The organism is Homoserinimonas sp. (assembly GCF_056262345.1).
On sequence record NZ_JBACFR010000288.1, the window covers coordinates 1 to 13,078 of the forward strand.

Consider the following 13,078-nt stretch of genomic DNA (forward strand, 5'->3'; position numbering starts at 1 on the left):
GGCGCGGATGCCGTGCCAGCCGCCTGGGCAGCAGGAGCCTGGGCAGCAGGAGCCGGCGCCGGAGCGGGGGGTGCGACAGGACCGGCCTGTGCGGGTGCAGCAGAAGCAGCAGGTGCGGGAGCTGCCGGCGCCGGATTCGACACAGTGGCCGCAGGTGCGGGAGCTGCCACGGGAGCGGGAGCCGAAGGCGCTACGGGCGGCACCTAAGGAGCTGCCACCGGCGGCGTTGCCTCAGCGACCGGGGCGGAAACTGGGGCAGGAACGGCAGCGGGGACAGATGCCGAAGTTGAAACCGAAGCGGGCGATGCCGGCTCGGCGGTCGGCAGTGACGGCGGCAGCGGCGTCGTTGCCGGAAGGGAACTCGCCATCATCGCTGCGGCGGGCGGCTGGGCGCTCGCATAGGCGGGCACCTCCTGGCCCGGGGCGGGCAACGACGCCAAAAACTCGCTCACCGAATCGGAAGGAGACGGTGCCGCAACGGCCGACGCAGCAGCGGCCGGAACGGCAGGCGGGGCCACGGCAGGCGCCGCGGGCGGAGCACTCGATGCGACCGGTTCGGGCGCATCGAACTGGGGAACCAGGTTCACCGGCTGGGTGATTGGCTTATAGCTCGACGGAAGATAGCCCGACGGCTCGAAAACTGGCTCAGCCGCAGCATCCGCATTCTTGCCCGCTAGGGCCTCCAGCGAGGCTGACAGGTCGTAGACCGGATCGTTCATGAGTTCCCCCTCATTCAGTGCGATTCGGCGAAACTGCCGACCGCGCCATTTGTGCTGACCACTCCCCCGCGGTCATCACATCACACCACCACGCGCAGAATCTCCTCCACCGCGGTGTGGCCCATCAGAGCCTTGGTCCATCCATCCTGACGCAACGTAGCCATGCCCTGCGACACCGCCATCTTGGAGATCTCGAGGCTGGATGCGCGAGCAACGGCGAGCCGCTCGATCTCCTCGGTGACCAGCATGACCTCGTGGATCGCGATGCGCCCTCGATAGCCCGTGTTGGAGCAGTGCGTGCACCCGACTGGCCGGTAGAGAACGGGAGTCGGCTTGCTCGGGTCAAGAAAGAACCCAAGACCGGCGAGGCCCTCGATTGTGCTCTGGTACTGCTCCTTGCACCGGTCGCAGAGGCGACGGGCGAGGCGCTGGGCAACAACCGCTTCGAGGGCAGAACCCACGAGGAACGGCTCAATGTCCATCTCGATCAGACGCGTGATAGCGGCGGGCGCGCTGTTGGTGTGCAGGGTCGACAGCACGAGGTGGCCGGTGAGCGACGCCTCGATCGCGATCTGCGCCGTCTCCTGGTCTCGAATCTCACCGATCAGCACAACATCCGGGTCAGATCGCAGGATGGAACGCAGCGCGGCCGCGAAGGTGAGCCCCGCCTTGACGTTGACCTGAACCTGGCTGATGCCTTCCATGCGGTACTCGACCGGGTCTTCAACCGTGATGACGTTGACCTCGGGCTTGGCCACAGCGTGCAGCGTCGTGTAGAGCGTCGTTGACTTGCCGGAACCGGTCGGGCCGGTTACCAGGATCATGCCGTTGGGCTTGACGAACGACTTGCGGTACTTGTCGAGGTTGGTGTCGAGCATGTTGAGGTCGTCGAGACTCAGCGTCGTCCCCGAGTTGTCGAGGATTCGCATAACGACCTTCTCGCCCCACACCGTCGGCAGCGTCGCCACACGAAGGTCGATCTGGCGGCCGCCGTGGTTGACCGAGATGCGGCCATCCTGAGGCTTGCGGCGCTCGGCAATGTCGATATCCGCCATGATCTTGAGCCTGGAGATCACACCGTTCTGAATCGACTTGGGTGCTCGCTGCATCTCGTGCAGAACACCGTCGATGCGGTATCGAACGCCCATGTCGTGCTGGCCGGGCTCGATATGAATATCGGATGCCTTGTCCTGGATGCCCTGGCTGATGAGCAGGTTGACGAACCGCACGATGGGGGCGTCGTCTTCGTTGGGCTCAGAATCGGCGAGGGCGAGCTCCTGACCAGTGCTCTCCTCCTCGAGCACCGTCGTGAGCGAGCTGATCTCGTTGTCGGCGCGGTGGTAACGGTCGATTGCGGCGAGCAGATCCGCGCGCTCAGCGACGACGAGGTTGACCTGCATGCGAACGGCGGCGCGCACATCGTCGATCGCGAACACGTTGCCGGGGTCGACGACGGCAAGTGTGAGCGTGTTGCCAATGTTCGCGATCGGCAGTACCTCGTGGCGGCGGCAGATTGCTGCCGGCGTGAGGGCCACCGCTATGCGGTCGACCGGGTACTCGGTGAGCTCAACGAAGGGCAGCCCATGCTGAGCAGCGCGGGCAGAGGCAAAGTCTTTGGCTGAGATCGTGCCGTCGGCGACGAGCTGGCGAACCATCTCGTCATCGCCCTTCCACCCATCGACAACGTTGTCGAGCGCTTCGATAGGCATGACGCCCCGGATGATGAGAATCTCGGTAAGAGATGACACTGTAAAGCCCCCCTGCTCGCTACCGCCCCCGGTAAATAGCTTGCCGGTCCGCTCAGGTGAGATCGGATATGCGGAACCGGTCTAGTCAAATTACCCCACGAATGGGCGCATGGCTATACCTTCATCGCCGCACCCTCCAGCGCCGACACGCCGCACCCCACATCTAGTGGTCGGATGCCGCTTCAGCACTACCGGCAGAAGATCGGTCATCGGCTCCGTGACGTCGCGCTCGACGAGCCCATTCGGATGGCGAGACCGCCGAGTTCCGTCGAGCGGGCTCGCTCTGCCTCGGCCGGAGTAATCAGCCCTCGCTGTTCGAGATCCTGGATAGCTGCGTCCAGATCACTTTTTACAGCGTCTCGCTCAGATCCTGAAAGGTGCGCCAGTCGACTCTGGAGTTGCTCCTTTAACGCTGCCGCTTGCGGAGACAATACTGGCGGGTCTCCGGGCTTTCGCGCAGCGTCCGCCAGCAGCCGTCGCACCCAATCTACAAATAGCAGAACGGTGAGAACGCCACCGAGCCCCGCAGCAATCGCCACAGGGATGCTCCACACCATGTTGACCGACTCTTCCGGCCCGCGGAGCAGGAGCCCGGCGAGCGTCAGCGACGCAAACACGAACGTATAGAGACCGAAGCCTCGCGTTACCCCAGGCTTGCCGCGCACAATCCACGCGACGATGAGAACAACAAGCGCGACTACCGCACCCATGAAGAAAACGCCGGCGACCGGGGCCGTCTCGGCCAATGGCCGTTCAGGAGCTGCGGTAGCAAAGCGCCCTCCCCCGGACACCGCAACGAGCCCGAGTAGCGGTGCCAGGGCGAAAACCACGGCGACAATCACGGCAGGGATGAACCAGGCCCACTGCCACGGAGACACCGTGCGACTGTCCTTCGTCGAGGAAGATTTCCGCAGAACTTCGGGGTGCTGCGCGAACGCCGCTATCTCCAATCGGTCCCAACGCACCGCAGACCCGGGTTGCACCTTCGACGAATATTCGAGTGCGTTCATGTTGCAGCCTCCGGGGCTAATAGGTCAGCGGCTCGGTGACGTCGCGCTCGACGAGCCCATTCGCAGAGCGAGACCGCCGAGCTCAGTTTCGCGTGCCCGCTCCGCGTCGGCTGCCGTGATGAGGCCGCGCTGTTCGAGATCATTCACAGCAGCATCCAGGTCTCGCTTGATTGCAAGGCGCTCAGTTTCAGCAAGATCAGAAACGGCGTCCCGGCGCGCCTTCAACTCCGCCAGCTTGTTTGGGGGCAACCCGGAGCTTTGATCGAGACTCGCCCCACTCTTCTTGTTTCTAGCAAACAACTGAAGCATTGCGAGCACAGCCGCGAGACCGATTGCCGCGACCACGGGAATAATCCACGATTCCCAGCTGGCGACCGATGACTCCGTTCCGCGTTCAGACATCGTGATGCCCGTAAGTGCCCCCAGCACGACAGTCATCACGGAGAAGGTCAACGCGACGCCTGAACGGCGACGGTCTCCCATGAACCAGATTACGATCCAGGCGAGAAGGGCGATCGCTGTGCCCAGATAGAACAGCCCAGCGAGCGGAATCATCTCTTCGGGCGGCGCCTCATAATTCTGAAACCGCCCCACCGCGATGGCGGAGACTCCGAGGATGGGCAACAGCATCGAGAAACCCATTGCCAGCGCAATGGGCACCGCGAGGACGAGTTGCCAGCGCGGCTTGGTGCTTTGAGGGCTGCGGCGAACGCCTTCCAACTCGGCAAGCACTGAGGGGTGATCGGAGAACGCGGCTTTCTCGAGTCGATCCCATCGCACAACCGAACCAGGCTGCGCTTTTGCCGCAAGTCGTTGGGCGCTCAACCTATAGCTCCCGAAGTTTCAAATTCCCACGTCTCTGCAGGCTTCTGCAGCGCCTCCATGTCCACCGATGCCCTCCCCCACTCGCGCCCGTCTTCAGTGTCCACCTGGATCGTGTGGACGACTTCTCGCAGGGAATCACGCATGAGGCCGATGAGCTGCGGAAGGGTGGGGTCCACCGCCACATAGACGTATCCGACCTCGGATTCGAAGAGGTAATTGAGCACGCCGACTGTGTATGGAGGCTCATCATCGAGAGCAAGAAGCGCTGCGGATTCAACTCCGGTTCCGAGGGTCTTGCTCTCGAAGGGAATGTTCTGCGGCTCGGTCACAAATGGACCGTCGTCGAGCGGAATTACCCGGCGTTGGGGCTCCTGCCCGAACGTGCCTGCGACGATATGCACAATGGCGTTGACGACGGATGCTCCAGGCCAGAACTGAAGAGTCAAGGAGTCGTCAGGCTCCACCCGGGCGACGGCGTGCTGCAGGGCTCCTCGCACGAGCGGTTCCAGCTGAGCTGTGAGAGCGCCGTCCCAGGCCTCTCGCATCTGTGAGACGACCTGATCCTCCCACTCACGAACGGTGTCTCCCGATTCGCTCGGGAAAGTGTGAGGAATCACGAGCCATCGCGCGGGGTCGATCGAAACCGAGACGGTCATGCCGTCACCCACGCAAACGTCGAGAGATGAGCGTCAAATACTCGCTTGAGGCCCGTGGTGAATTCTTCATCACCCTCCTGCGCCGGGTCATGAGTGAGGACGAGGGTAAAGCGCAACGCTCGCGTGCGGCCGGTCCCTGGCACCGGGGTGAAATACACGACTGTGGTCGTCGCAACACGCGTGCCGTCGACGTTCTCCACCGCGTCCTGCTCCCACCGAAGGAAGCGCTTGTCGTCTCCGAGCGGTGTGGCTCCTTCGCTGCGGATGAGTTGGGCAATCGACTGGTCGAGCGACTCTCCATCTTGACCGCGTTGCAGGGATGCCGTCAGCGTCGCGGGGAGGAAAGCCTCGTCGGGAGCACTGGCTGCTGGCCCGAAGAAGGCGACCGTCTCAACGCGACGCATCTCAGCAAACAGCTTGTTGATCAGCGCCGTGGTCTGACCGTAGAGGTCCGGGCGGTGAGCCTGCATGAGTCGGCGCTTGGCTGCGGCGAGCATCTCATCGCGGACCTCGTCGCTAGGGGCCCTGCGCTCCCAACCGTTGGGAAGGACGAGGGTGAACTCAGGGAGATGCTCCCCCATGAGCTCGGCTTTGAGACTGGACATCGTGGCCTGCTGTTCCCTCCGGATTGCGACGCCTGACCACGGATGTGGTCGGGCCGACTGCTCATTTCACGTTAGCGCTTCGGCGAACCGAACATGGGCTGTTCCAGCTCGGGCGACGGGAACCAATCGTTGTGGAGGTCAGCGAGGGTATCGGGGATTCCGAATACGGTCTTGACTCCCCCGTCGCCCCACACGCTGCCAAGCACGCCCAGTCCACTAATGCCGTCGTCCCCCCAGTGAGAGAGGTTTTGGCCCGTCATAAGGCGCGAAAGCATGTTGGCTGGACCAGCCCCATTGGGCCCAGCCCACTGCATCACCCCGCCGCGGGCTCCCCGCCAGATCCCCGGGAAGAACCCGTTCGCTCGACCGAATCCGGTGGCGAATCCTCCTGGCATCCGGCCGATACGGCCAAGATCACTGACAATGTCAACCCTGCTCGAATGCTTCAGCAGCCCCCCTGCCATGTCATCCAAGAAACCCATCTTGTTGCCATTAAACAGTTTGCCCAGGCTGCCGAAAGGTATGACGCCGATTACGGCGAACACGAGGTCCCCGACAGTGGAGTTCCCGCGGGCGAACGAGTAAAGCGTGAGGAGCAACGTCGCAATAGCAGCGATCGCAGCGAGTGCGGCGATGAACGGGCCACCGATGATGACACCGAGGATTGCGAGACCAAGCCCGACCCACTTGAGCACTTCGAGCGCCCCTGCAACGAACCCGTCGAGGTTGTCCCACTTAGAGTCTTTGATCTTGCCGTCGTTGGCCTCCGTGAGGCCGGTGGCGGCGAGGTTGAACGCCTTCTCCCACGAGTCGTAGTGGACGTCGAAGACGTCTGCGTCTTCTCTCCACGCGTCGTAGGCATCGTCTGCGGCGTCCTGCGCGTCGCCGACTGCCTCCTGGCGCTGCTCCGCCGGAGTCTTGGCATCATCCGGAGCATCATCGGCGGGAGTGGGATAGAAATCGGCCTGGGCTTCCCAGATGGCATTGCGCTTCGTTGTGACCGTCTGCCACTCCGTCTCACAGTTTTGGACGGCGGTCTTGATCAGCGGCTGAAGGTCGCACACTGCCTGCCCATAGGCCACGAGGACGGGCCCTGAAGGCTTGTACCGTTCGCCGGCGAGCTTGAGCTCCGCATGGCAGTCGCCCACGACCTCTTGGAGCTTCTCGACCGCGAGGCCCTTTTGCCCCGAAGCGCCGTCAGCGATGCTCTTCAGCAGAGCTGCCGATGAGATCATCTGGTCACCGAGCTCGGTGATTGTGGTGCCGCGCGAGATGATCGTGCCAGCGTCACCGTCGAGAGTCGTGATCTCGCGGCCCTTGGGCGAAGCGTCCATGGTCTCTTTCTCCAGCGTCTCAGCGGTGGCCTAAGAGGCCGAGGACATTTCTTTTGAGGTGTCGGTATCCCACTGCTCGAATCCTTCGAGCACGCCCGCGACGTGCTGCTGGACCTTCTCTATGTCTTCGAGGAGGGCGTTGCGGCGGTCGTCCCATCCGCCTTCAAAATCGTGAGCGGCATCCTTCAGCTTGCTTTTGCCGAACGGCTTGCCGATTGCCTGCTCAAGTTCATCTGTGCGCTTTGACGCCTGCTTGAGCTCTTCGACGATTGCCTTGAGCGCATCGTCGACGCCCTTGAGCTCGTCGTACTTGATGAGTACCCCATCGCCCATTGCAGGCATCCTTTCGTTTCGTTGGGATTGCGAGAGGGCCAGCATTGCGCTGGCCCTCTCGTGCTGCTGTTAGTGCTTAGGAGCCGGCCATCTTGGAGTCGAGCTCCTGGATTGCCTGCATCATTCCCTTGAGCGCTTCACCCATGTCGCCAATGCCGTCGGTCGCCGTCTTGAGACCCGTCGTCAGCTCGCCGTAGCCCTCACCGAACTTGCCGGATGCGTGCTGCGTCTTGAAGTCGCTGCCGAGGAGGTCGTCGACCGCCGTCTTGAGGTTGTCGAGCTGCGTCTGGATGTCTTCACGAGCCGTGCTGAGCTGGTTCGACATCGCTTCCATCGCGCCGTAGGATGCTCCGAAATCTGCCATGGTTGGACCCCTTCTTCGTTTCCGATAGTGGCCCGAACGGTGGACCATCGAGCTACAAGCTATCGTGACCCGTCGCCGACACTCAATGGGGAGTGCTCCCCATGCCTGCCCATGCCTCCCGGTTTTAGTCCAGGTGGGGCAACTGCACCGTCACGAGGCGACCGTTCTGCACAAAGATGCCTCGTCCTGCGGGGAAGTCGCTTCGCTTGACCTTGGGGAACGGAACCTTAAAGAGCGAGTCACCGTCGTAGGCATCCGGCTTGAGCACGATGCCTTTGCGGCCGGCCTTGAAGTCACCGACGAACCCGAAGCCGCTGGAGAGAAGCGAAACATCGGCGTCGCCAACGAGGAAGTGATCGCTTCGGTTGATTGCCTGGAAGAGCTCCTTGAGGGGCCTCTCGGCGTCGGAATCGGCAAACTGAGTCACGTTCTCGATGACCACCATGATGCGACCCGGAATCGACTCGTCGGGAATGATCTCAACGAGTTCCTTGGCCAGGGCCTTTGCCTCATCGGTCGACGTTGCGCTGCGCATCCACGGTGCATACGTCGCCAATTGCGACCTGCGACCGCCGAAGTAGAAGAGTTTGACCTCGGGGTCAAAGCGCGTCATCGAGGTGATGAGCCACTTGAGAGCATTGGTCTTACCGCTCTGCGGCGGCCCCGAAACGGAGAAGGTGCCGACGGGCTCGAACCCTCGGGGGCCGAGAGTGTCTTCTGCGATACCCAGAACGGGTTCGTCGCCGACAGCAGCCGGCAGCGACTCGATCGCGAGCTGAGTGGGCAGCGCACCGATCTCGGGAACCTCCCGCGCGCCCTCAGCACGCAACTGATCGGCCAGCTTGTCGAATGCCTTCGACTGCTCGGCGACGTTGGCCGTGCCCCCGAGCACCGCAACCTGAGCTTCGAACCCATCGATGATGGCTCGGCCAACCGGCGAATGCTCCGTGAGAACATCCTTGGGCACACCGAGCATCTGGTACGAGGACTCGTCCGAGAGTCGCAGCACGATGCGCTTCGACACGTTGGCGCTGACCGAGGTCGGCACGCTTCCTGCACGGTCGGCCGTCGCAACGACATGAACACCGAGCGGCCGCCCCTCACCGAGGATGCGCATAAAGACGTTGTAGAACGGCAGGCGAGCGGATGTAGCATCCCACTCCGCCTTGAACTGGCCGAACCCGTCGAGAAGCAGCACGATGCGGGGCATCCGCTGCCCCGTGATCTCCCGATATTCGGTAATGCTCGCGGCGTTGACGTCGCTGAATAGGCGACCACGCTTGTCGAGAACCTCGCCGATCATGCGCAGCAGACGCTGCACCCTCTCCGCATCGTCACCCATGATGATCGAGCCGACATGCGGCAGTGACTCAAGTGACCGCAACGAGCTGGAGCCGAAGTCGAGGCCGTAGACCTCGACGTCACCGAGATCGGGGCGCATGCCAGCGGCTGCTCCGATCGATCGGAGCGTCGTTGACTTGCCTGATCCACTCGTGCCGTAGACGAGCATCGACCCGTCACGATCGGGCACGTAGTAGACGGCCTCCTGCAACTGACGTTCAGGAATATCGGCCTTGCCCAGCAGGATCTGCGAATCGCCGTGCACGGGCAGATCGACGATATCGACCGTCTGGGAAAGGTCGTCGAGCCAGGGCCTCCTCGGCGCGGGGATCGCGGCGAGTTCCGTTGCCCGCACAAAGTTGCTCACCAGGCGCTTCTGGTCGTTGGGGCCAAGGTCTTCGTCGTGCGACTCCGACTCAGGCTCAACTTCGCCCTCCCAGAGAACGAGCGAGCCGAACCTCAACTCAGCGACCTTGACCTCGGCCTTGGTTGCAACCTCGCCTGTCCAGCCACCGGCATAGGCAGATTGGAAGGGCACGAGCCGCCCAGGACCGGTCTTGGCGATTCCGCGGCCGGGAATCGTCGGGTCAAAAGTGCCGGCAACCGGGTCGCCGACCACATCCTTTGAGTCGGAGACATCGGCCATGCGCAGGGCCACCCGCAGGTTGGTGTTTGCTCTCAGGTTGTCCTTGATCACGCCGGCGGGGCGCTGAGTGGCCATGATGAGGTGGATGCCCAGCGATCGCCCGCGCTGGGCAATATCGACCACGCCGTCGACGAACTCGGGGACTTCGCCAGCAAGGGCGGCGAACTCATCGATCACGAGGACGAGCGCTGGCGGGGTCTCGGGGTCGCGCCGCTTCTCAAGCTCGAGAAGATCCTTTGCCTTCTTGCGGTTGAAGAGGTGCTCGCGGTGATGGAGTTCTGCCCGCAGGCTCGTGAGCGCGCGGCGCACGAGGTGCGGACTCAGGTCGGTGACGAGGCCGACGCAGTGAGGCAGCGCGACACAATCGGCAAACGCCGAGCCGCCCTTGTAGTCCACAAAGAGAAACGTGACGCGATCTGGGCTGTACTCCGCCGCCATGCCCAAAACCCATGCCTGCAAAAACTCCGACTTGCCCGAACCCGTCGTGCCTCCGACGAGGGCGTGCGGCCCCTGCGTTCGCAGGTCAAGCGTCATCGCATCCGGACTGCCCTGGCCTACGAACGCCTTAAGGGTGCCAGCGCGCTTGAGGCGGGGCAGCGGAAGACCGCGGCGGTCGATGATCGAGTTGTTCTGCCGCCATCGCTCGAGAACCGCCCCGGGAGCGGATGCCGCCTCGCTGCCCACAAGGCTGAGCAGGTTGATGCTGCGGGGGATGTCACTGGAGTCGGCCTCGACCGAGCTGGAATCCACCACGGGCGCGAGCCTCTTGGCGAAGACCTGGGCGTAAGCGTTAGACACGCCCTCAACCTCGACCGCCTCGTAGCTCTCTCCCGAGCGCACGTAGCCGACCCTGGCACGCTCCAAACCATCTGTCGCGTCGATAAAAGTGCGGCAGCCCGCGGGGAGAGAGGCCACCGTCGGCCCGAAGAACACGGTGTAGATGCCGGATTCTGGGCCGCGCTCGATGATCTGGGTGAGCCGGGGACGATCGACGGGGGCATCGCTCGACACGAAGAGCACCATGACCATGTCGCCGGAGAGCGTTCCACCCTTGGGCACGCCCTCACCGACGGCGGCACCGAGAGTCATCGATCCCTTGTCGTCTTTGAGGGGACCACGCTCACCCGAGCGGGCACCCTCTCGCTGGAGGATTGCCTCCTCAAGAGCGTTGAGAAGAGCGGTGCCCGCCGACTGACTATCCGCGAGAGCGATGCCCGCGAACGGGGACTGGGGGCTCGTCGTGTGGGGCAGCCACTTCATCCACTCAAGCTCCGGCGTCCAGGACGGGTGCACGATCGCCGCCGTGATCAGCTCGTTGGGCGCGTGCATGCCGAACAGCTGCACGCCAATGCCGCGCACGACATCGGCGGCTACCTCTCGGGTTCCCGCCACACCGATCGCGCCGGCAGAAGGGAAGGTCTCGACAAAGGGAACATCGTCGATGAACTCGTGCCGTTTGCGTAGCTTTTCGATCTGACGCACATAGCGTGGGATGCCGTCTTGGCTTTGCGGCACAGCGATGGTGTTTCTGCTTCGAGCCGTGCCGAGTCCGAGCCGCAGAGCAAGGAAGTTCCAGTGCTCGGGGCGTCTCGTCCAGAGGAGCGGGCCCAACTGCATCGCCTGCTCATAGATGTGGGCAACGGCGGGTGCTTCTGCGCGGCGCCGCTCCTGCTCGAGGGGAACCTGAGCTGCGAGTTCGTCTTCGAGGTTCTCGATCTGCTCCTCGTAGATCTCCACCTCGCGCTGAAGCTTTTTGCCGGTCTGCGACTTGCCGCTGAAGTAGTTGGCCAACATCATCATGGGCGTCATGACGACCATCAGCAGCGCGTAAGGCCTGCCGGTGAACGCGAACATGGCGAATCCCAGCATGATGGGCGAGACCACCATGGGCCACGGGAACATTCGCGGCTGCGCCTCGGTGGGCACCTTGGGATAGGGGTATTCCGTGCCCGGGTATCGCACCTCGACGCGCGGTGAACGGTTGAACATGAGGGCGCCACCGCGCTCGAGCACGGGGTCGAGGTCTTCGTCGCGCGAGGCGACCGGAGTGATGCTGATGCTGGTATCGCCGAGCGTGATGAGCTGGCCAGGGAGCACCCTAAGCCGCTGCACCATTCCGCCATCAACGATGACACCGTTGGCCGAGTTCAGGTCGACGAGCTCGATAGAGGTGCCGACCTCGATGCGGGCATGCCGCTTCGAGACGAGGGGATCTGAGAGGTCAACGTCGCCATTGCCGCGACCCACGATGCTGTGGCCTGCCGAAATCGGAATCTCCCGACCGGCATCCGGCCCTGCATGCACCCGAACGATTGCGGCGACCGGCGCGGTCTGCCCATCAGGATGGGCCCGACTCTGCAGCGGCGTAACCGAGACGATAAAGCCGGCGCCGATCTCTGCCTCGGCGATCAGCGCGTCGGGATGAAGGGCGACCATCGACTGAGAAGTCGGAGGCGCGACCGACAGCGTGAGCACGGGGCTTTCGGCCAAGATGCGACTCGACGACATGGGGTCGGTCGTGGCGATCGACCGGGCGACATCTTCGATCGTCGCGGTCGAATCGGCCGTGACGACGATGTCGACCATTGAGCCGGACTGTCGCCTCAGAGAGAGCTTGACCTTCACCGGTTACCACCGTTCGATTGAGGATCTGGTACGAGCGTGAGGGTGCGACCGCCGAGGGTGACCGTTGACCCCCAGGGGATGAGGCTGCGCTCCCACGGCACGAGGTCGCCGGTGGAACCGCCCGGCTTCACCACCTCCACACCGTTGACTGAGCCCCGATCGGTGAACCAGCATCCGCTGTCGTCCACCTCGAACTGCGCGTGCGTTTTCGAGATCATGAGGGTCTCGTCGGCGACGGGAATCGCATGGTCGAACGCCTCCCCCTGCGGAATCTGGGGAGCGCGGCCGAGTAGTCCAGAGCCTGAAACCCGGAGCTTGGCGCCATCGTCAAACTCGAAGATTGCGCCGGGCTTGGCCCGGGATGCGGCGGCCGTCTGCTCTGCCGGCCGTGGCTGATGCGCCGGTTGCGCTGGCGCTGCGGCAGGCATCTCTGCGATGGGCGGCGGCACCCAGGCTTCTGCAGCGTTGTCATAGCCGCCGGGAGCGACGACGCCCGAGCGGGAGCGGCCGGCCGGCACGAAGTCGACAACAGCTCCGGAGGTTGTGGTCGCCAGCGATGGCATGCGCTGCTCTGCCTCCACCTCCGGCTTCTCGAGTCGGCGACGGGCGTGGCGCATCGCCTTGGTGTCGAACGGGTCGAGACCGCGCCGGGCGTCAATGAGCCAGTTGCCGCCCATTCGATCGAGCCACCCTCGTCCGCGCTTCTGCGGATCCCACAGGGGCGACAGCAAAAACGGCACTGCCCCGAGAATGGGCACAATCGTGAGCGAGGCCCAGAAGATCACGCCCCGCAAGAACATGCGCCAGAAACCCGGTTTGGTGAACCGAACCACATTCACCGACCGGAGACCCACGATCGCTTTGCCGACGGT

The 13,078-nt window shown here is 63.5% G+C and carries 12 protein-coding genes; 1 reads left to right on the forward strand and 11 read right to left on the reverse strand.

What is annotated here, in order from left to right:
- Positions 1 to 207, forward strand: a 207-nt coding sequence (locus tag AC062T_RS13150) for a hypothetical protein (RefSeq protein WP_476030728.1), incomplete at its 5' end; no start/stop codon positions are given.
- Here the strand turns inward: AC062T_RS13150 and AC062T_RS13155 are convergent.
- The 11 genes from AC062T_RS13155 to AC062T_RS13205 all read right to left on the reverse strand — a co-directional run.
- Positions 204 to 719, reverse strand: a complete 516-nt coding sequence (locus tag AC062T_RS13155) for a hypothetical protein (protein WP_476030730.1) — start codon at positions 717 to 719, stop codon at positions 204 to 206. The genes AC062T_RS13150 and AC062T_RS13155 overlap by 4 nt on opposite strands.
- 80 nt (positions 720 to 799) lie before the next feature.
- Positions 800 to 2,467, reverse strand: a complete 1,668-nt coding sequence (locus AC062T_RS13160; RefSeq protein ID WP_108997432.1) for a GspE/PulE family protein — start codon at positions 2,465 to 2,467, stop codon at positions 800 to 802.
- Between the two features lie 206 nt (positions 2,468 to 2,673).
- A complete protein-coding gene (locus AC062T_RS13165; RefSeq protein ID WP_476030732.1) occupies positions 2,674 to 3,477 on the reverse strand; it encodes a hypothetical protein in 804 nt (267 codons plus the stop codon).
- A gap of 24 nt (positions 3,478 to 3,501) precedes the next feature.
- Entirely contained in the window at positions 3,502 to 4,302 is an 801-nt protein-coding gene (locus AC062T_RS13170; RefSeq protein ID WP_476030734.1) for a hypothetical protein, read from the reverse strand.
- Positions 4,299 to 4,958 carry a hypothetical protein gene (locus AC062T_RS13175; RefSeq protein ID WP_476030735.1) on the reverse strand — a complete coding sequence of 220 codons (660 nt, stop codon included), beginning with the start codon at positions 4,956 to 4,958 and terminating at the stop codon, positions 4,299 to 4,301. Before AC062T_RS13175 ends, AC062T_RS13170 begins: the two co-directional genes overlap by 4 nt.
- Positions 4,955 to 5,563: a hypothetical protein gene (locus AC062T_RS13180; protein ID WP_476030737.1), complete on the reverse strand. Its 609-nt coding sequence runs from the start codon at positions 5,561 to 5,563 to the stop codon at positions 4,955 to 4,957. Before AC062T_RS13180 ends, AC062T_RS13175 begins: the two co-directional genes overlap by 4 nt.
- Positions 5,564 to 5,634: 71 nt before the next feature.
- A complete protein-coding gene (locus AC062T_RS13185; protein WP_476030739.1) occupies positions 5,635 to 6,897 on the reverse strand; it encodes a hypothetical protein in 1,263 nt (420 codons plus the stop codon).
- Between the two features lie 30 nt (positions 6,898 to 6,927).
- Positions 6,928 to 7,230, reverse strand: a complete 303-nt coding sequence (locus tag AC062T_RS13190) for a flagellar protein FlgN (RefSeq protein WP_108997436.1) — start codon at positions 7,228 to 7,230, stop codon at positions 6,928 to 6,930.
- A gap of 76 nt (positions 7,231 to 7,306) precedes the next feature.
- The gene (locus AC062T_RS13195; RefSeq protein WP_476030741.1) at positions 7,307 to 7,594 is read right to left on the reverse strand and encodes a WXG100 family type VII secretion target; all 288 of its coding nucleotides are present in this window, start codon (positions 7,592 to 7,594) and stop codon (positions 7,307 to 7,309) included.
- A gap of 124 nt (positions 7,595 to 7,718) precedes the next feature.
- Positions 7,719 to 12,167, reverse strand: coding sequence for an FtsK/SpoIIIE domain-containing protein (locus AC062T_RS13200; protein ID WP_476030744.1), 4,449 nt, complete (start codon positions 12,165 to 12,167; stop codon positions 7,719 to 7,721).
- 35 nt (positions 12,168 to 12,202) lie between these two features.
- Positions 12,203 to 13,078: RDD family protein (locus AC062T_RS13205; protein WP_476030746.1), on the reverse strand; the 876-nt coding region annotated here is incomplete at its 5' end.

Excerpts from the sequence above, each read along its gene's own strand:
- AC062T_RS13155 (WP_476030730.1), bottom strand. The coding sequence starts at position 719 with ATGAACGATCCGGTCTACGACCTGTCAGCCTCGCTGGAGGCCCTAGCG.
- AC062T_RS13165 (WP_476030732.1), bottom strand. The coding sequence starts at position 3,477 with ATGAACGCACTCGAATATTCGTCGAAGGTGCAACCCGGGTCTGCGGTG.
- AC062T_RS13175 (WP_476030735.1), bottom strand. The coding sequence starts at position 4,958 with ATGACCGTCTCGGTTTCGATCGACCCCGCGCGATGGCTCGTGATTCCT.
- AC062T_RS13180 (WP_476030737.1), bottom strand. The coding sequence starts at position 5,563 with ATGTCCAGTCTCAAAGCCGAGCTCATGGGGGAGCATCTCCCTGAGTTC.
- AC062T_RS13185 (WP_476030739.1), bottom strand. The coding sequence starts at position 6,897 with ATGGACGCTTCGCCCAAGGGCCGCGAGATCACGACTCTCGACGGTGAC.
- AC062T_RS13190 (WP_108997436.1), bottom strand. The coding sequence starts at position 7,230 with ATGGGCGATGGGGTACTCATCAAGTACGACGAGCTCAAGGGCGTCGAC.
- AC062T_RS13195 (WP_476030741.1), bottom strand. The coding sequence starts at position 7,594 with ATGGCAGATTTCGGAGCATCCTACGGCGCGATGGAAGCGATGTCGAAC.
- AC062T_RS13200 (WP_476030744.1), bottom strand. The coding sequence starts at position 12,167 with ATGGTCGACATCGTCGTCACGGCCGATTCGACCGCGACGATCGAAGAT.